This window comes from Arthrobacter sp. Y3221160, assembly GCF_059092585.1.
In genome coordinates this window covers 1,295,340-1,313,702 of sequence record NZ_JBNHHU010000001.1, presented here as the reverse complement: position 1 = coordinate 1,313,702, position 18,363 = coordinate 1,295,340, and the positions used below count along the sequence as shown (strand labels likewise).

General features: G+C 70.0%; 15 protein-coding genes. 10 read left to right on the top strand and 5 right to left on the bottom strand.

Annotation, left to right across the window (positions count from 1 at the left end; all coding sequences use genetic code 11):
• Window positions 1-228 precede the first annotated feature (228 nt).
• From AC5RWG_RS05965 to AC5RWG_RS05940, 6 genes are all read left to right on the top strand, one after another.
• Window positions 229-1,368 carry a GuaB3 family IMP dehydrogenase-related protein gene (locus AC5RWG_RS05965; protein WP_494000390.1) on the top strand — a complete coding sequence of 380 codons (1,140 nt, stop codon included), beginning with the start codon at window positions 229-231 and terminating at the stop codon, window positions 1,366-1,368.
• Between the two features lie 28 nt (window positions 1,369-1,396).
• Window positions 1,397-3,121: a glycerol-3-phosphate dehydrogenase/oxidase gene (locus AC5RWG_RS05960; RefSeq protein WP_494166577.1), complete on the top strand. Its 1,725-nt coding sequence runs from the start codon at window positions 1,397-1,399 to the stop codon at window positions 3,119-3,121.
• Window positions 3,122-3,172: 51 nt separating this feature from the next.
• Window positions 3,173-4,063 carry an SURF1 family protein gene (locus AC5RWG_RS05955; protein WP_494101698.1) on the top strand — a complete coding sequence of 297 codons (891 nt, stop codon included), beginning with the start codon at window positions 3,173-3,175 and terminating at the stop codon, window positions 4,061-4,063.
• 5 nt (window positions 4,064-4,068) lie between these two features.
• Window positions 4,069-4,560, top strand: a complete 492-nt coding sequence (locus AC5RWG_RS05950; protein WP_494012646.1) for a DUF3817 domain-containing protein — start codon at window positions 4,069-4,071, stop codon at window positions 4,558-4,560.
• A gap of 83 nt (window positions 4,561-4,643) precedes the next feature.
• Window positions 4,644-6,233, top strand: a complete 1,590-nt coding sequence (guaA, locus tag AC5RWG_RS05945) for a glutamine-hydrolyzing GMP synthase (protein WP_494000386.1) — start codon at window positions 4,644-4,646, stop codon at window positions 6,231-6,233.
• Window positions 6,234-6,350: 117 nt separating this feature from the next.
• Complete coding sequence (locus AC5RWG_RS05940; protein WP_494167100.1) at window positions 6,351-10,391, top strand: DUF4011 domain-containing protein; 4,041 nt, start codon at window positions 6,351-6,353, stop codon at window positions 10,389-10,391.
• 41 nt (window positions 10,392-10,432) lie between these two features.
• Here the strand turns inward: AC5RWG_RS05940 and cpaB are convergent, their stop codons facing one another.
• From cpaB to AC5RWG_RS05925, 3 genes are all read right to left on the bottom strand, one after another.
• A complete protein-coding gene (cpaB, locus tag AC5RWG_RS05935) occupies window positions 10,433-11,101 on the bottom strand; it encodes a Flp pilus assembly protein CpaB (RefSeq protein WP_494166576.1) in 669 nt (222 codons plus the stop codon).
• 111 nt (window positions 11,102-11,212) lie between these two features.
• Window positions 11,213-11,533, bottom strand: coding sequence for an FmdB family zinc ribbon protein (locus tag AC5RWG_RS05930; RefSeq protein ID WP_494000384.1), 321 nt, complete (start codon window positions 11,531-11,533; stop codon window positions 11,213-11,215).
• Between the two features lie 83 nt (window positions 11,534-11,616).
• Window positions 11,617-12,240 (bottom strand): 5-formyltetrahydrofolate cyclo-ligase, encoded by a 624-nt coding sequence (locus tag AC5RWG_RS05925; RefSeq protein ID WP_494166575.1) that lies wholly within the window; start codon window positions 12,238-12,240, stop codon window positions 11,617-11,619.
• 67 nt (window positions 12,241-12,307) lie between these two features.
• On the opposite strand from AC5RWG_RS05925, the gene galU reads away from it, so the two are divergent.
• The 4 genes from galU to AC5RWG_RS05905 all read left to right on the top strand — a co-directional run bounded on the left by galU (window position 12,308) and on the right by AC5RWG_RS05905 (window position 16,240).
• Complete coding sequence (gene galU / locus AC5RWG_RS05920; RefSeq protein WP_494101694.1) at window positions 12,308-13,210, top strand: UTP--glucose-1-phosphate uridylyltransferase GalU; 903 nt, start codon at window positions 12,308-12,310, stop codon at window positions 13,208-13,210.
• Window positions 13,211-13,238: 28 nt separating this feature from the next.
• Entirely contained in the window at window positions 13,239-13,874 is a 636-nt protein-coding gene (locus AC5RWG_RS05915; protein WP_494000381.1) for a GNAT family N-acetyltransferase, read from the top strand.
• Window positions 13,875-13,955: 81 nt separating this feature from the next.
• Window positions 13,956-14,918, top strand: coding sequence for a hypothetical protein (locus tag AC5RWG_RS05910; protein ID WP_494166574.1), 963 nt, complete (start codon window positions 13,956-13,958; stop codon window positions 14,916-14,918).
• Window positions 14,919-15,028: 110 nt separating this feature from the next.
• Window positions 15,029-16,240, top strand: coding sequence for a phosphotransferase (locus AC5RWG_RS05905; RefSeq protein ID WP_494166573.1), 1,212 nt, complete (start codon window positions 15,029-15,031; stop codon window positions 16,238-16,240).
• Window positions 16,241-16,253: 13 nt separating this feature from the next.
• On the opposite strand, the gene AC5RWG_RS05900 is transcribed toward AC5RWG_RS05905, so the two are convergent.
• Together AC5RWG_RS05900 and AC5RWG_RS05895 are read right to left on the bottom strand one after the other, a co-directional pair.
• On the bottom strand, window positions 16,254-16,922 hold the full coding sequence (locus AC5RWG_RS05900) for a response regulator transcription factor (protein WP_494000378.1): 669 nt from the start codon (window positions 16,920-16,922) through the stop codon (window positions 16,254-16,256).
• Window positions 16,919-18,313 carry a sensor histidine kinase gene (locus AC5RWG_RS05895; protein WP_494166572.1) on the bottom strand — a complete coding sequence of 465 codons (1,395 nt, stop codon included), beginning with the start codon at window positions 18,311-18,313 and terminating at the stop codon, window positions 16,919-16,921. Before AC5RWG_RS05895 ends, AC5RWG_RS05900 begins: the two co-directional genes overlap by 4 nt.
• Window positions 18,314-18,363 lie beyond the last annotated feature (50 nt).

Sequence of the window (18,363 nt, the reverse complement as noted above, 5' to 3'; positions counted from 1 at the left end):
CTGCCTGCGGCCGGCCCGCGGCAACCGTCAAGAGAGAGGGCCTGCGGTGCGCTTGCCGGCCGTGCGGCAGGTCGAGCGTACCGCCTGCGCCGGGACGACGCCAGCAGTCCGAAGAGGAGAGCCGTGCAGCCGTCACGAGGGGTCCGCCCTGTCCGCCAGGCGCCGGCGAAAGTCCTCTCCCTGCCCGTTCCAAGGTGAAGCGTTCCAGTGGTGGGATAACCTAGAGCCGTGACTTACGAGATTGAAATTGGCCGTGGCAAGCGTGGGCGCCGAGCCTACTCCCTCGATGACGTGGCGATCGTCCCCTCGCGCCGGACGCGCGATCCCAAGGATGTCTCGGTCAGCTGGCAGATCGACGCCTACACGTTCGACGCGCCGGTCATCGCCGCGCCGATGGACTCGGTCATGTCGCCGGCCACCGCCATCGCGCTGGGCAAGCTCGGCGGCCTGGGCGTCCTCAATCTCGAGGGCCTGTGGACCCGGTACGAGGATCCGCTGCCGGTGCTGGACGAGATCGCCGCGCTGGGCACGGAGAACTTCAGCCCGGCCGCGACCAAGCGGATGCAGGAGCTCTACTCCGCCCCCGTGCAGCCGGAACTGATCACCTCCCGGCTGGCCGAAATCCGGGAAGCCGGGGTGACCGTGGCCGGCTCGCTGACGCCGCAGCGCACCCAGGAGTTCTACAAGACCGTGGTCGCCGCCGGCGTGGACATCTTCGTGATCCGCGGCACCACCGTCTCCGCCGAACACGTCTCCAAGACGCAGGAACCGCTGAACCTAAAGCAGTTCATCTACGAGCTGGACACGCCGGTGATCGTCGGCGGCGCCGCCGGCTACACCCCGGCGCTGCACCTGATGCGCACCGGCGCGGCCGGCGTGCTGGTGGGCTTCGGCGGGGGAGCGACGACGACCACGCGCCGGGCGCTGGGCATCCACGCCCCGATGGCCTCGGCGATCTCCGATGTGGCGGCCGCGCGCCGGGACTACATGGACGAATCGGGCGGCCGCTACGTGCACGTGATCGCCGACGGCGGCGTGGGCTTCAGCGGCGACATCGTCAAGGCCATCGCCATGGGGGCGGACGCCGTGATGCTCGGTTCCGCCCTGGCCCGGGCGGAGGAAGCGCCGGGCCGCGGCTGGCACTGGGGCCAGGAGGCCCACCACGACGAACTGCCCCGGGGCGACCGCGTGAACGTGGGAACCGTCGGACCGCTGGAGCGGGTGCTGCACGGCCCGTCCAACCACACCGACGGAACCTCCAACCTGGTCGGTGCGCTGCGCCGGTCGATGGCGACCACCGGGTACTCGGACCTGAAAGAGTTCCAGCGCTGCGAAGTGGTGCTGGCGCCGATCCAGGCCCGCGACTGATCCGACCATGCTGGGAGGCTGATAGGCGATGACCACCGGAGCCCTGAGTCCCGAGAGCCGCGAGCAGGCGCTGGCCGCGCTGCGCGCCACACAGGAGCGCGGGGCCGAGCTGGACGTGCTGATCGTCGGCGGCGGGGTGGTGGGCGCCGGGGCCGCCCTGGACGCGGTCACGCGCGGGCTGGACGTGGGCATCGTGGAGGCCCGGGACTGGGCCTCGGGCACGTCGTCGCGGTCTTCCAAGCTGATCCACGGCGGGCTGCGGTACCTGGAGATGCTGGATTTCGCTCTGGTCCGCGAGGCGCTGCAGGAACGGGGACTGCTGTTGGAGCGGATCGCGCCGCACCTGGTGCGCCCGGTGCCGTTCCTGTACCCGCTGACCAGGCGGTACGTGGAGCGGCCCTACGTCGGCGCCGGCGTGGCCTTGTACGATGCCCTGGCCATCGCCTCCGGGCGCGGCCGCGGCGTCCCCTTCCACAAACACCTCTCCCGGCGGGGGACCCTCCGGGCGGCACCCAGCCTGAAAAAGGACGCCATGGTGGGGTCCATCCGCTACTACGACGCGCAGGTGGACGACGCCCGGCTGGTGGTCAACCTTGTCCGCACCGCGGCGGCGTTCGGGGCGCACGCGGCCAACCGGCTGGCGGTGGTCGACTTCCTGCGCGAGGGCGAACGCGTGGTCGGCGCCCGGGTGCGGAACCAGGAGGACGGCAGCGAGTTCAACATCCGGGCCAAGCAGGTGGTCAACGCCACCGGCGTGTGGACGGACGAGACCCAGGCCATGGTGACCGAACGCGGCCAGCTGAGCGTCCGTTCTTCCAAGGGAATCCACCTGGTGGTGCCGCGGGACCGGTTCCAGTCCACGGTGGGCCTGATCCTGCGCACCGAGAAGTCGGTGCTGTTCGTGATTCCATGGGAGCGGCACTGGATCATCGGCACCACCGATACCGACTGGAATCTGGACAAGGCCCACCCGGCGGCCTCGTCCAAGGACATCGACTACCTGCTGGAACACGTCAACCGGGTCCTCCAGCGCCCGCTCACCCGGGAGGACGTCGAGGGTGTCTACGCCGGGCTCCGGCCGTTGCTGGCGGGCGAGAACGATTCCACCGCCAAGCTCTCGCGCGAACACGTGGTGGCGCACCCGGTCCCCGGGCTCGTGGTGGTGGCCGGCGGCAAGTACACCACGTACCGCGTGATGGCCAAGGACGCGGTGGACGAGGCGGCCCGGGCCCTCGACGAGCGCGTCCCGCCAAGCTGCACCGACACCATCCCGCTGCTCGGCGCCTCCGGTTTCAAGGCGGCCTGGAACAGGCGCAGCCGCATGGCGGACCGCACGGGCATCCACGTTGCCCGGGTGGAACACCTGCTCAACCGGTACGGAGCCATGGCCGGCGACGTGCTGGACATCATCACCGAACGGCCGGAGCTGGCCGAACCGCTGCCCGGCGCCGACGACTACCTGGCGGCCGAGGTGGTCTATGCGACCACGCACGAGGGAGCCCGGCACATCCACGACGTGCTTACCCGCCGTACCCGGATCTCCATCGAGGCCTGGGACCGCGGCGTCTCCGCCGCCCCGGTCGTCGCCCGGCTGATGGCGCCCCTCCTCGACTGGAGCGAAGGACAGGTGGAACGCGAGGTGAAGCACTACCTGGCCCGGGTCGAAGCCGAACGGCTCAGCCAGGAGCAGCCCGACGACGTCACGGCCGACAGCGCCCGGATGGGCGTCGACGACATCGTTCCGCTGGCCTGAGGGCACCGGGCAGGATTCGTTTTCTACATGGTTGCGAAGTACCTTTAATGGGTGCTCAAGACTGCCCTGAAACCCCGCTGGATAGCGGCCCTGGTGCTTGCGCTGGCGCTGTCCACGGTGTTCGTGCTGCTGAGCCAGTGGCAGTTTTCCACGTCGCAGAGCGAACCGCCCCCGCCCCCGGGCGAGACCGAAACGGTCAAGCCGCTCACCGACGTCTTTGAACCGGGCATCCCGATGACCGCCGCCACCGCGGACCAGATGGTCACCTTCGACGGCAGCTTCGTCCAGGGCGGGCAGGTGCTGGTCCGGAACCGCCTGCAGGACGGCGAAGAAGGCCTCTGGGTGGTCGACCCGTTCACCGTGGACGGCGTGGAGCAGTTTGGCGAAGACGTGGTCATCCCCGTGGTGCGCGGCTGGGTCGAGGAACCGGCGGATGCCGTTCCCGCCCCGGACGGTGAGGCCACCGTCGTCGGGCGGCTGCTGCCCACGGAAGCCCCGCTGCCCGGAAGCCTGCCCGCCGGCCAGGTGGCTTCGCTGTCGGCGGCCGAGCTGATCAACCGCTGGAACGCGCCCGGCTACTCCGGCTTCGTGGTCGGGACCGGCTTCACCGTGGGCGGCACGGACCTTGGCACCGCGACCGAGGGGACCTCGATGCAGCCGGTGGTTGTCGGACCGCAGCCGCAGGAAGCGCCGGTCAACTGGATGAACGTCTTCTACGCGGTGGAATGGGTGGTGTTCGCCGGATTCGCAATCTTCCTCTGGTGGCGGCTGGTGGCCGACGACTACCGCCGCGACCTGGAGGCGGCCGAAGACGCGGCCGAAGCGGCCCGCCATGCAGCCGAATCCGGGCGGGGGAGCGCGGCGGGCCCCGCCGGCACCCGCCAGGGCGGCGATGCCGCCGCCGACCAGACCACACCCAGCTCACCCCACACAACGAGGTAGTCCACGTGACCGAAAACGCCCCCGACCGTTCCGCCGCGACCCAGCGTCCGGCCAAACGCCGCTTCGGCGGAACCCACGCCCAGATCCGCTCCGCCCTGACCTTCTACAAGGTCACCTCCTACATCACCGGCATCATGCTGCTGCTGCTCTGCGTGGAGATGGTGCTGCGGTACGGCTTCAACCTGTTCCTGTTCGCCGGGGCCACCAACACCCTGACGGGCGAGACCTTCGCGCTGGGCCTGGCGCAGGCCGAACCGTCCGTGATCGACGGCCTGAACCTGTCCATCGCGGTGCTGATAGCGCACGGCTGGCTGTACGTGCTGTACCTGATTGCCGACTTCCGGCTCTGGTCGCTGATGCGCTGGCCGTTCAGCAAGTTCGTGCTGATCGCCCTGGGCGGCGTCATCCCGTTCCTGTCCATCATCCTGGAACGCAAGGTGCACCGCGAGGTGGAAGAGGAACTGGCCGCCCACCCCGAAGCCGCCAAGCGCTACTGACCGGAGCCGGGCGTGCGCTACCTCACGCAGCGGGGGCGGACGCCGGAGTGCGAGGCGCCGGACCCGGCGACTATCCTGTAAGGGTGACTACTCCTCCCCCCGCCACTACGGATCACCGGCCCGTCCTCGTCGTCGACTACGGGGCCCAGTACGCGCAGCTGATCGCCCGCCGCGTGCGCGAGGCCAACGTGTATTCCGAGATCGTTCCGCACACCTACACCACCGAACAGCTGATGGCCAAGAACCCGGTGGCCATCATCCTCTCCGGCGGGCCCTCCAGCGTCTACGCCGAAGGAGCGCCGAGGATCGGCGCGGACCTGTTCGAAGCCGGCGTCCCGGTGTTCGGCATCTGTTACGGCTTCCAGGCCATGGCGAACGCCCTGGGCGGCAAGGTGGCCAGGACCGGGCTGCGCGAGTACGGTGCCACGGACGCCACCGCGGTGGGGGAGGGCCGGTCCATCCTGGCCGGGGTGCCCTCCGTCCAGAACACCTGGATGAGCCACGGCGACTCGGTGCAGGAGGCACCTGCAGGCTTCGACGTGCTGGCCAGCACGGCCGGCGCCCCGGTGGCCGCCTTCGCGAACGACGAGAAGAAGCTGTACGGCGTGCAATGGCACCCCGAGGTCAAGCACTCGGCCCACGGCCAGCGCGTGTTGGAGAACTTCCTGTTCCGTGGTGCCGGGCTCGAGCCCAACTGGACCACCGGCAACATCGTGGAGGAGCAGGTGGAGCGCATTCGCGCCCAGATCGGCGACTCCCGCGTGATCTGCGGGCTGTCCGGCGGCGTGGACTCCGCCGTCGCCGCGGCCCTGGTGCAGCGCGCGGTCGGCGACCAGCTGACCTGTGTCTTTGTGGACCACGGACTGTTGCGCGAGGGCGAAGCCGAGCAGGTGGAGCGTGACTTTGTCGCGGCCACGGGCGTGAAGCTGTACGTAGCCAACGAACAGCAGCGCTTCCTGTCCGCGCTGGCCGGTGTCACCGACCCGGAGACCAAGCGCAAGATCATCGGCCGCGAGTTCATCCGCGCCTTTGAAGCCGCCGAAAAGGCCGTGCTGGCCGAGGCGGCCGCCGAGGGGGAGTCGGTGAAGTTCCTGGTGCAGGGCACGCTCTACCCGGACGTGGTCGAGTCCGGCGGCGGCGAGGGCGCCGCGAACATCAAGAGCCACCACAACGTGGGCGGGCTGCCCGAGGACCTGCAGTTCGAGCTGGTGGAACCGCTGCGGACGCTGTTCAAGGACGAGGTCCGCGCGGTCGGCGCCCAACTGGGCCTGCCGGCCGAAATCGTCGGACGCCAGCCCTTCCCCGGCCCGGGTCTTGGCATCCGGATCATCGGCGAAGTCACCCAGGAGCGGCTGGACCTGCTGCGCAAGGCGGACGCGATCGCGCGCGCCGAACTGACCGCTGCGGGTCTGGACCAGGAAGTCTGGCAGATGCCGGTGGTCCTGCTGGCCGACGTGCGCAGCGTGGGCGTTCAGGGCGACGGCCGCACCTACGGACACCCGATCGTGCTCCGTCCGGTCTCCTCCGAGGACGCGATGACCGCAGACTGGTCGCGGCTTCCCTACGACCTGCTGGCCAGGATCTCCAACCGCATCACCAACGAAGTGGACGGCGTTAACCGCGTGGTGCTCGACGTGACGAGCAAACCGCCGGGAACCATCGAGTGGGAGTAGCCACAACGGGCGACCGCTGCCCGCCCGCAGCGCGGCTGCGGGTGAACTGCGAGGCAATTTCGCCGAGCAGTGTTGCGGTCGCCCGTTTGGCGTTTAAAGTCCGATACCTTGTTTGACATGCCGTTGTGGTCGAGGCAAGTCGCCGAGAGTGAAGTAAAGGGGGCAGCCGTGTCGCTGGCCAGCGTAGCTGAGGCTGCTGAAGACGTTGTGGCATCGTGGCTGGACAACCTGGGCGATCTCGCCGGGTCGGACACGCTGCTGCGGTTCGCCCCGACGTCGTCGAACAGCATTGACCTGACGCATGCCCACCCTTCCGGCCTGGCGCAGTTGCTGGCCGGCCGCCGCACCCGTCTTTCCACCCTGCTGCGCGAGCCGAACCAGTACGCCGCGGCCATGCGTACCGCCCGCAGCCTGCGCGCCAAAATCTACGAACTGGGTTCGGACCGCGGTATCGACGTCGGGTATCTGGCCGCCGGAACGGCCTCCTGGCGGGTTCCCGACATCGGCCGGTCGGAGTCCCTGAATGCCCCGGTGATGCTGATCCCGGTGGCGCTGACCGTCCGCCCCAGCCAGGATGACTTCGAACTGCAGTTGACCGACCGCGCCCGGCTGAACCCGGCGCTCGTCCGCCACCTCTCCGCGGAGCAGGGGATCGGTATCGACGCCGAGGCGACCGCCCGGCTGGCCTACAGCACCGCCCGCCTGGATCCGCACCCGGTGCTGGAACGGCTGCGCCTGCTCACCGCCGGCGTGCGGAACATGACCATCGAACACCATTTGCTGGTGTCGACCTTCGCGGACCTGGAAGCAGTTACCGACCCGGTCCTGCTCGATGCCGGGCACCCGGTGATCCGCGCGCTGGCCGAAGCCGGCGCGGGATCCCAGGCCGGTCCCCGTCCCCCGGCCGGCCGGAACGCCGTGCCCGTGCCGGAGGTGGAGCTGCCGCCGATCGACGAACGCGATCCGCAGGATGAGTTCCTGCTGCTCGACGCAGACGCCGCGCAGCAACGGGTGCTGGACCTGGTCCAGGCCGGGCATTCACTGGTGGTTTCGGCGCCGCCGGGCACCGGACAAACCCAGACGGCACTCAACGCTGCGGCCGCCCTGGCCTACGAGGGCAAGAGCGTGCTGGTGGTCGCGGAACGCCGAGGCACGCTGGTCGAATTCACACAGCAGTTGGAAACCGTGGATTTGGGGTCGCTGGCCCTGCAGTTGAGCGCGGACCTGACGCCGGAGCAGCTGCGCCGGGCGATGATCCGCGCGATCAGCCGCAACGAAAAGGCGCAGGAGCCGCAGCTGCAGAAGCTGCACACCACCCTCACCGATCACCGGCACAAGCTGATGGAGCATGTGAAGTCGCTGCACAATGTGCGCAGTCGCTGGCGCTGTTCCCCCTACCAGGCGATGCAGTCGCTGGCCAAGCTGACCTCGCTCGATCCGGCTCCGGCGACCACCGTGCGGCTGAAGCGGTCGGTGCTGGACAACATCACCGACCGGGCGGAGCTGGCGGCACGGCTGGTCCGGGCGGCCGAGTTGGGCAGCTTCAGCAAGTCCGCGACCACCAGCCCGTGGTTCGGTGCCAAGCTGCTCAACCGCAAGGAGACCGAAGACGCCCACCAGCTGGCCGCCGACCTGGCGAAGGACGTCCCGCGGCTGCGCGAACGGATGAACAAGGTCGCTGAACACTCGCAGATCGCCCTCGCCGGGACGTTCCGCGAGTGGGGGGAGCAGCTCCAGCTGCTGGTGGAGGTCCGCGGCAGCCTCGACAAGTTCACCCCGGACATCTTCGACCGGCCGGTCACGGATCTGATTTCCGCGACCGCGCCGAGTTCCTGGCGGCGCGACCGCGGAATCGAAATGAGTTCGATGACGCGTTCCCGGCTGCGCAAGGTGGCCAAGGAATACATCCGCCCGGGCGTGCACATCTCCGACCTGCATGAGTCCCTCTTCGAGGTGCAGCAGCAGCGGACAAAGTGGGCCGACTACGCAACGTCGCAGCGGCATCCGGCGGTGCCCTCCGGGTTGGCGGACCTGAACGGCTTTTACCGGGAGGTGGCGCAGCGCCTCGAGAAACTGGCCGCCCTGCTGGCACCGGTGCCCGAAGACCGGGCCCTCGCGGCCCTGCCCGACGGCGAACTCCAGGAACAGCTGGACGCCCTGGCAGCGGACCGCGAAACGCTGGTAAACCTGCCCGAACGTACGCTGCTGCTGGAGCAGATGCGCGAACACGGGCTGACCGAACTGCTGGACGATCTGGCCACACGCGAAGTCGGTGCGGGCGAGGTCAGTGCTGAACTGGACCTGGCGTGGTGGCAGTCGGCACTCGAAGCGATGATCAGCGGCGACGACTACCTGGCCATGTCGGACGGCGACAATCTCCGCAAGCTCGAGGCGGTCTACCGGCTCGCGGACAACGCGCACATCGCGTCCGGGCCCGCCCGGCTGCGCTGGGAACTGGCACAGAACTGGCGGCATTCGCTCAAGAGCAAGCCCAAGGCCGCGCAGCGGTTGCGCGACCTGCTCAAGGCCGGCGAACCCACCCTGGCCGCGTTGGGACAGCAGTCGGAGTCGCTGGTTTCGGCGCTGTTGCCGATCTGGACTGCCTCCCCGCTGGTGCTGCCGCTCCTGCTCCCGGAAGGCAAGCACTTCGATGCCGTCATCATCCTCGACGCCGAGGCCACCAGCCTGCCGTCGGCGCTGACCGCGGTCTCCCGGGCGCACCAGGTGGTGGCGTTCGGCGACGGCGAGTTGGGCCGCGCCGAGCCCTTCGAAGTCAACGTGGACCGGCGGAATGACCCCGTCACCGGCGAAGCACCGCAACCGTTGGCCAGCTGCTTCCACGCGCTCTCCGAGGTGCTGCCGGTGGTGGCGCTGACCACCGCCTACCGTGCCGTCGACCTCGACCTGACCCGCTCGCTGAGTGAGAAGTTCTACGGCGGATCGCTGTCCCGCCTGCCCGGCGCCAGCTCCATCCGCGGTGGCGGCCTGGAAGTGGAATATCTGCCCGACGGTACCGGGATGCCCGGCGCCGGACACGAAGGCGTGGAGAGCGTCCCGGCCGAACTCAACCGGGTGGTGGACCTTGTCTTCGAGCACATCAGCCTTCGGCCGTCGCGGTCGCTGGCGGTGGTGACGGCCAGCGCCAGGCACGCCGCCCGCGTGGCGGAGGCCATCCGGCTGCAGATGCCCAACTATCCGGCGGCGGCGGACTTCTTCAACCGCCGGCAGGAGCCCTTCCGCGTGGTTCCCGTCGAACGCGCGTCCGGATTGGTCCGCGACGATGTGATCTTCTCGCTCGGCTTTGGCCGGACGCCGCACGGGCGGGCGGTCCACGACTTCGGACCCCTGTCGGCGCCGCACGGGCGGTCGCTCTTCGCGACCGCGGTCACCCGTTCCCGGCAGTCGCTGCACGTCCTCAGCTGCTTCCGCCCGGAGGATCTGGACCCCGAGCGGCTGCGGCATGGGGCCGCCGACTTCCATGACCTGCTGGACCGCCATCTCGGCGACGGCCGGTTCGCGGCGCCCGAACTGTCTCCCGGGATCGACGACCCGCTGGTCGCGGACCTCGTGGAGCGCATCCGCACCCGCGGCGCACGCGTTTGGGACCACTATTACGGGGTCATCGACATCGCCGCCAGCACCGGAACGGTGCAGTATTCGCCGGATGTTGAACCGACGCTGCCCGTGGCCCTGGAGTCTGACGGCAGCCCGCAGTACCAGGAGCTGACAGTGCGGGAGCGCAGCCGGCTGCGCCCGCAACAGCTAGAGCGGCTGGGCTGGCGGCCGCTGACGCTGTGGACCATCGAGGTGTTCACGGATCCGGAGAAATGCGCAGACCTGATCGGAGGCTACTTGGGACTGCAGAAGCCGGAAGAACCGGCAGACAAGGACGACCGTCCCGCCAGCGCACGGGGACCGAAGCCGGCGGCGGAGCAGACCCCGCGGGCGGAGGAGTCCCCGCACTCCGCGCACTCAGCAGGCTCGGCGGACGAGGCCGGCGAGGCCGGCGACGACCGGTTGCGGCCGCGCCGGGCCAGGCGGAACCAGTCGCCGACGCTGCCGACCAAGGCAGCGGAGGACGACCCCCGAGCGTGGGGCGACCGGGACGAGGACCGGGACGCCTGGCTGCGGGAGCAGCGGCCGCCGCACTGGGGCTAGGCCGGGAGCCGGTCCGCGGGCCGGCCGGTCCGGGGCAGTCATCAGCCGACCAACACGAGGAAGACGTTGCCCCGGCTGGAGGCGCCGGACAACGCGGTTGCGTCGGACGGTGCCGCCGCAACCACCACGAGCCCGTCGGGCTCGCCCGCGCCGAGCAGGCCGGCCGCGGCAGCGCCGTCGTCGGCCTTCCACAGCACCGGAACGGCCCGCGCCAGGACTGTGGTTTCGGCAGGCTCTTCGAACCCGTTGCCGCTGCTGAGCACGATGTCCACCAACTGGCCCGGCGACACCAACTGGACGGTGGAGGGGTCTGCGGGGCGCACGGGCACGGCCACCGTCCCCGGCGGCGCCCCGGTCAACAGGCCGGGGCCGACGATCGAGGTGTCCACGACCGGAGAGCCGGCGCGCAGCGCCGTCGCCAGCCGCTGGCCCACCACCTCGTCCGGACTGTCGGCAGTTCCCTCGGGTACGGAACCGGCCGGCAGCTCGCCCAGCATCACATCGTCGGCGGACAGATCGGCGCCTGCCGGGAGGTCGGACGCGGCGACCACCACGGAGTCGGTGGGGCCCGGCGCAGGGGTCAGCTGCTGCACCACCAGCGCCGCGGCCGCACAGAGCAGCAGGGCGGCCAGCAGCCGGTAATGCCGGCGCAGCAGGCGGCGCGGCGACAGTGCAGGGCGGGCGGTGCGGGACGCGGCAGCAACGGGCATGCGGCTACGCTAAAAGCATCCGGGCCGCACGGGTCCGCGGGGTAGGCCCGCCTGTGGATCAGCGCCGCCGCCGCTTCGCGGTGTAGGAGCGGCCGCCGGCGTCCGAGGCGGCTAGCTGGCTGCTGCCGCCGGAGCCGGGGCGGCGGCAGGCTTGGAGGCTTCGGCCGCGGCGGGCTTCGCCGCCTCGGAAGAGGCGGTTGACCCGGTGCCGGCGGACCCCGAGGCGGCAGCGGGAACGGAGCCTGCCGAGGAAGAGTCGCGCGAATCGGTGCGGTAGAAGCCCGAGCCCTTGAAGACGACCCCGACGCTGTTGAACTTCTTGCGCAGGTTGCCGCCGCACTCGGGGCAGACGGTCAGCGATTCATCGCTGAAGGACTGCTGGATGTCGAAGGCATGGGCGCAGTCTTTGCAGGCGTAGGCGTACGTGGGCACAGTAATTCCTCCTGAGAAAAAACTTGGCAGGAGCAGGAAGCGCCCGGCCAGGCGTTGGCACTCACCCGCTCAGAGTGCCAATTCTACACCGTCCGCCGGGGGAACCACGTCCAACCGTCGGGCGACACGGCGGCGTCCAGCGGCGCGTCGAGCACCGTGGACTCGAAGGCTCCCGCCGCCACCACCTCGTCGGCGTAGAAAACCCCGACAAACCTCGGGCGGTCTTCGCCGTCGCCAAGCGACGCCAGGAACCGGTCGTAATAACCGCCGCCCTGGCCCATCCGGTTGCCCTCGGAGTCGACGGCCAGCCCGGGCACGAGCACCAGCGGCAGGCCGGCCATGATTTCCGCTCCGAAACGTTCTCCGACCGGCTCGTCGATCCAAGCCCGGGGACTGCGGACCAGCTCCACCCCGCTGAACCAGCGTGCCCACCTGAGCCGGTAGTCCGGTTCGCAGATCGGGACCACCACCTGGTAGCCGGCCTCCTCAAGGGCCGGCAGCAGCATGCGCGTGGACGGTTCGGAACCGACGGACAGGTAGGCCGGCACGATGGTTCCGGCCGGGACGTTCAGCCGCCGAAGACCGTCCAGCACCTGGTGCGCCAGGGCGGTCCCGGCCTTGATCTGCTCTTCCTCGGGGCGGGCCCGGCGGCGTGCCCGGAAGAATGCGCGGGCGGTTTCCTTGTCCATGCCGGTTTGCATCTCCATGGCCGACATCGTAGTTGCTTCCCCCCGGATCGGCTTGCTTCGCACCTTCGTTCGGTAGTCTGAACCCATGACGTCTCATCGCACGGTACGCAAAGCTGTCATCCCGGCCGCTGGTTTGGGAACCCGTTTCCTGCCCGCCACCAAGGCCATGCCCAAGGAAATGCTCCCCGTGGTGGACAAGCCGGCCATCCAGTACGTGGTCGAGGAAGCCGTGCGTGCAGACTTGAGCGACGTCCTGGTCATCACCGGCCGCAACAAGCGCCCGCTGGAAGACCACTTCGACCGCGTGCCCAACCTCGAGCAGATCCTGGAGGAGAAGGGCGATCTGGAGAAGCTCGCCGCCGTACAGGCCGCCTCGGAACTGGCGGACATCCACTACCTGCGCCAGGGGGATCCGCTGGGCCTCGGCCACGCCGTCCTGCGGGCCCGCCAGCACGTGGGCGACGAACCGTTCGCCGTGCTGCTCGGCGACGACCTGATCGACGAACACGACGACCTGCTGACCCAGATGATCACGGTCCAGCAGCAGACCGGCGGCTCCGTGGTCGCCCTGATGGAGGTGGACCCCGCCCAGATCAGCGCCTACGGCTGCGCGGACGTTACCCCGATGGGCGACGGCGGCTACGTGCGGATCAACGAACTGGTGGAGAAGCCTTCGCCGGACGAGGCCCCGTCCAATCTGGCGGTCATCGGCCGCTACGTCCTGCACCCGTCCGTCTTCGACGTGCTGGAGGACACCAAGCCCGGCCGCGGCGGCGAAATCCAGTTGACCGACGCGCTCGAAGCCCTGGCCGGCCGCGAAGGCGAAGGCGGCGGCGTCTACGGCGTGGTCTTTTCCGGGCGCCGGTACGACACCGGCGACAAGCTCAGCTATCTCAAGGCCGTCGTGACCATCGCCTCCGAACGTGAAGACATCGGGACGGAACTGCGGACCTGGCTGAAGAGTTTTATCGACGGCTCGGGCGACTGAGCCCCGTCGCGACCGCTAAGAACTTCACATGGGGTACGGACCGGCAATCTGGCCAGCGACGCTGGCATGCGGGGACTTGTCGCTGCGCCCGATCCGGTACCGGGACCGGAGCGAGTGGACGGCCGTGCGGCGCCGCAACGCCCGCTGGCTGGAACCGTGGGAGGCCACGAACCCGGCTCCGGACGGGTATCTGCCCTCGTTCTCGGAGATGGTCCGCTCGCTCAAGCACCAGGCACGGCTGGCCACGGCCCTGCCCTGGATCATCACCGAACTGCAGGAGGGGAGGCCCCGGCCGGCGCTGGTCGGGCAGCTGACTGTCTCCAGCATCGTCTGGGGCTCTGCAATGTCGGCCACTTTGGGGTACTGGGTGGATGAGGCGCGTGCCGGCCGCGGGATAGCGCCCACGGCGGTGGCCATGGCGACCGACCATTGCTTCCAAACGCTCGGGCTCCACCGGATGGAGATCAACATCAGGCCGGAGAACCGCGCCAGCCTGCGCGTCGTGGAGAAGCTCGGCTTTCGAGACGAAGGACTGCGTCCGCGGTACCTGCACATCAACGGGGCCTGGGCAGACCACCGCAGCTTCGCGCTCACTGCCGAGGAGGTTCCCGGCGGCCTGCTGGACCGCTGGCTGGAGCACGGCGACGTCGGCCCGACACCATAAGGCAGCGCCGCACGGAATCGTTATCCGACACACCGTGATGAATGCCGCGTACGGCATGCTTGAGCTTCTACGGTTTTGAGAGTGGACATTCAGAGCTCTGTGATCTTGGCGGTCATCGTCGGGCTGTGGTTTGTCTGGGTAGGACCGTACGTGCTCCGCGGAGCATTCCGTCCCGCGCTGGCTGAACCGGCGCCGGGACATGCAGCACCACTAGTTTCAGTACCCGCAACCGCCTCGGGCGGCAACCAGGGGATCATCATGGAATACAACGCCCAGCCGGCACCCTCGACATCGTCGCCCGTGCCCCCGCCCGCCCGGCAGCCCGAGTTCCGCATCCGCTACGGCCGCACCGCGCTGGCACTTGCCGGGGCCTCCGCCCTGTTGGTGTTCGTCGTCGGCGGCGCCCTGGCGCTGGCCGGCGCAGTTTCGGGCCGCGTGCCGGGCTTCGCGCTGCTGACGGTGGGCGCCGTCGTCGTTATCCTGCGCTCCTTGGCGGTCCGCGACCGCAGCAAGCGCGCCGCCGCACGCGCCCGGCAGGCCTCCCGCGCGGCATCGGCATCGCAGCCGGCGGGAGCCGCGAAGAATCCCCGGAAGCCCACCGAACTGTTTGACGGGGCCGCGGGGGACACTTGGGCCGCGCAGCAGGCCGCCCAGCCCGGTCCGGCGCCGCTGACGGCCGCCGAGCTCCGCGAGGAAGCCTTGAAGGTCGCCGCCGACGCCGGCGACACCGCCGCGCCGGGTCAGCCGTCCGGCACTCCCTGGCAGCCGGTCGACGTGCCCAAACCGACGTACGTCGCGGCGGCCAAGGCCACCCGCCCGGCTCCCGCGCCGCTGCCGGTCCCCGAGGTCAAGAAGCCGCAGACCAAGACATCGATCAAGCAGACCGCCGCGCAGCGGACCGACGAGGCCGCCGCCCGGACATCAGAGAAGACTGCCGCCACACAGCAGCCGGCGGACGGCGCCTCGGCCGCCGAGGCATCCGCCCAGCAGTCGGCCGCGAACCGGCTCAATCTGGACGACGTCCTGCAGCGCCGGCGGGCCTGACCCGAGGCGCCCGGCAGGTTGGCTGCGGCCCGTCCACACCCGGACGGGCCGCAGCCTTGTCCGGTCCCCGGTTCCGAGCGTTCCGGGCCGCAATGGTGTGCAATGGAGACATGGACGCAGCGAACGTTGACCTGATGGCCACCGAGACCGCCGGCATCGACGTGTTGGAAAGTCCCGGCATGCGCGAAGCGCTGGAACTCGCCGTCGGCACCGTCGGCGGGACGGTCCGGTCCTGGCAGTTGGCGAAGCTGCAGCACCGGCCCGGGGCCGGCGCGACCGGGATCTACACCGTGCGGCTCCGCGGGCACGACGGCGGCGAGCGGACCGAGTACGTCTGCGTCACCACGGCGCCGGTGCCCGACTGCGGGCTTCCGCTGGTACGCCTGGACGGCGGGCCCGTCCCGCTGACCGCCTGGCTGTATCCGTCCGACCCGGTGCTGGTCGGACTGCCCGCGGCGTGCGACCCGGCTGCGGTGGGCCGCAGCGTTTTCGGCGGGGGAGAAGCCGACCTGAAAATGGTCAGCTACCGGCCGCTGCGGCGGGCCGTGCTGGAAGCCGTCCAGGACGGACACCGGGTCTTTTTGAAGGTGGTCCGTCCGGACCGGGCGGCGCAGCTGATGCTCCGGCACCGGCTGCTGACCGACGCCGGGCTGCCGGCCCCGGTTGCCTCCGCCGGACCGGCCGACGGCGTGGTGGTGCTCACGGAGGCGAAGGGGGTGCCGCTGGCCCAGGCTTTGATGGACGACGGCGCCGCCAGCCTGGCGCCCGAAACCCTCCTGGCGCTGCTGGATGAGCTCCCGGCCGGTGTGCTGGAGCTCTCGCGTCGCCCGGCCTGGGCCGACCGCGCAGCCGACTACGCCAAGGCAGCGGCGGCCGTGCTCCCCGACGAGCAGGAGCGGGTGTTTAACCTGGCCGATCGGGTGGAACAGCTGCTGGCGGCCACCGACGCCGGCCCGCTGGTCCCGACGCACGGCGACTTTTACGAGGCGAACCTGCTGGTGGACGGCGGGAAGATTACCGGACTCATGGACGTGGACTCGCTGGGTCCGGGCCATCTGGTGGACGACCTGGCCTGTTTCCTCGGGCACCTGGCCGTGCTGCCCGCCGTGCACCCGGGGTACGTGCATGTCCCGGCCGCGCTGGAACGTTTCGCTGCCGCGTTCGACACCGTGGTGGACCCGGCGGCCCTGCGCGGCCGGGCCGCCGGCGTGGCGCTGTCGCTGGTGGCCGGGGCGAAGACCCCCGGGGAGGGTGACGGGTGGCAGCAGGACGCCCGGCAACGGCTTGCCATCGCCGAGGACCTGGCCGCCGGCGCGGCCTAATCGGGCCCTTCCCTCAGGCGTCGGCGACGAGGCGGTAGCCCATGCCGCGCACGGTGGCGAACTTCTCCGCCCCGAGCTTATTGCGCAGGTAGCGGACGTACACGTCCACCACGTTGGAGCCGGGGTCGAAGTCGTATCCCCAGACCCGCGAGAGCAACTGCTCGCGGCTGAGCACCTGGCCCGGATTCCGCAGGAAGGCCTCGGCGAGGGCGAACTCCCGGGCGGAGAGATCCACCTCCCGGCCGCCGACGCTGGCCCGCCGGGTCCGCAGGTCCAGGCTCAGCGTGCCGCTGCCGAGGACGGCCAGGTCGGCCGGCTGCGCCTCGGAGCGCAGGCGCAACCGCACCCGGGCCAGCAGCTCCTCGAACCGGAACGGCTTGGACATGTAGTCGTCCGCGCCGTTCTCCAGCCCGGCAACGGTGTCGTCCACCGAGCTGCGGGCGGTGAGGATGATCACCGGGATGTCGTTGCGGCCCTCGCGCAGGCGGCGCAGCACGGTGAAGCCGTCCTGGTCCGGCAGTCCCAGGTCGAGGATGGCCAGCTCGAAGTCCCCGGTCATGGCCAGATGGTAGCCCTCCCGCCCGGTGCCGGCGACCGTGGGCACGTAGCCGGCGGCCTTCAGGCCCTTGGCGATGAAGGAACTGATCCTGTCCTCGTCCTCAATGATCAGAATTTGGCTCACGCGCTCTCCTCCTTGTCTGCGCCCGCCTCCGGGCCGCTGAGCACGACGGTGAAAGTGGATCCGGCGCCCGGGGCCGAGGCCAGTTCGACGCTGCCGCCGTGCGCCGCGGCGATGGCGCTGACGATGGTCAACCCCAGTCCCGAGCCTTCCGCCCGCGTCCCGTTGCTGCCGCGTGCGAAACGGTCGAAAATCCTGCCCTGGTCCTCCGGGAGGATGCCCGTTCCCTCGTCCCTGACCCACAGCCGCAGCTCATTGCCGCGCACGGCCGAACCGATCGCCACCGTGGACCCGGGCTCGGAGAATTTCACGGCGTTGGCCACCAACTGCAGCCAGGCCTGGGTAATCCGCCGCCCGTCCAGATGCCAGCGGGTTTCGGCCCGTGCATCGACGGTCCAGCGCTTGGCGCCCAGCGGCCGGGCCTTGTCCAGCACGTCGTCGGTCAACTGCCCCACCTCGACGTCGGACGGGTTCACGAAGCCGGGACGTTCCGCCTTGGCCAGCAGGACCAGGTCGTCGACGAGCAGCCGCATCCGGTCCAGCTCGTCCAAGGCGATGCCGCGCACCGACTCGACGTCCGCCGGGTCGTGCGGGTCCTGCAGTTCCAGGTGGCCCTGCAGGATGGTGATGGGGGTGCGCAGCTCGTGCCCGACGTCGTCCAGCAGCTGCCGCTGCGCCGTCATGGACGCCTCCAGGCGGTCCAGCATGTCGTTAAAGGTGCGGGAGAGTTCGGAGATATCGTCGTTGCCGCCCACCGGGATGCGCTGGGTCAGGTCCGCGTCGGTGATCCGTTGTGCCGTTTCGCGCACCAGCCGGATGGGTGCCAGCAGCCGGCCGGCCACCTGCCAGCCGACGACGCCGATCAGTACCAGCGAACCGAACCCGATCAGTGCGTAGGTCAGGAAGATGTCGTCCAGTTGCTGCAGCTCGGCGTCGTAATCGTAGGCCAGCACGAACGTGCTGTGGGCCGGGTCGGACGAGAGCTGCACCGGCACCGTGACCACCCGGTACGTCGTGGTCGGCGTCTCCATGGTGCTGAGCACCACCCGGTCGGACGCAGTTGCGTCCGGGCCCAGCAGGGCTACGAGTTCGGCATCCCGCTCGAGCCGGAGCCGCACGGACGGGCTCGCCGTGTATGTCACCTTCCCGTCGACGAGGCCAAGCATGCCTTCGTTGGCGGAGGGAAGCGTCCGCTCCATCGCCAGGAAGACCAACCGGCTGGCCTGCGTGAAGGGTTCGCCCGTGTCCGGGTCGATGCCTGTCTCCGCCAGGGTCTTGAACTCGCTGACGCTGCGCTGGAGCGAGTCGTCCACCCGCTGGATGATATGGGAGCGCTGCAGCGCGAACGCCACCGATCCGGCAACCAGCAGGCCCAGGGCCGAAAGGGCGAGCACAGCGGCCAGTACCCGGACGCGGACAGACGGCCCGCCCGACGGCCTACGCA

Coding starts and splice junctions, on each gene's coding strand:
- AC5RWG_RS05960 (WP_494166577.1), top strand. CDS start 1,397: ATGACCACCGGAGCCCTGAGTCCCGAGAGCCGCGAGCAGGCGCTGGCC.
- AC5RWG_RS05940 (WP_494167100.1), top strand. CDS start 6,351: ATGCCGTTGTGGTCGAGGCAAGTCGCCGAGAGTGAAGTAAAGGGGGCA.
- cpaB (WP_494166576.1), bottom strand. CDS start 11,101: ATGCCCGTTGCTGCCGCGTCCCGCACCGCCCGCCCTGCACTGTCGCCG.
- AC5RWG_RS05925 (WP_494166575.1), bottom strand. CDS start 12,240: ATGGAGATGCAAACCGGCATGGACAAGGAAACCGCCCGCGCATTCTTC.
- galU (WP_494101694.1), top strand. CDS start 12,308: ATGACGTCTCATCGCACGGTACGCAAAGCTGTCATCCCGGCCGCTGGT.
- AC5RWG_RS05915 (WP_494000381.1), top strand. CDS start 13,239: ATGGGGTACGGACCGGCAATCTGGCCAGCGACGCTGGCATGCGGGGAC.
- AC5RWG_RS05905 (WP_494166573.1), top strand. CDS start 15,029: ATGGACGCAGCGAACGTTGACCTGATGGCCACCGAGACCGCCGGCATC.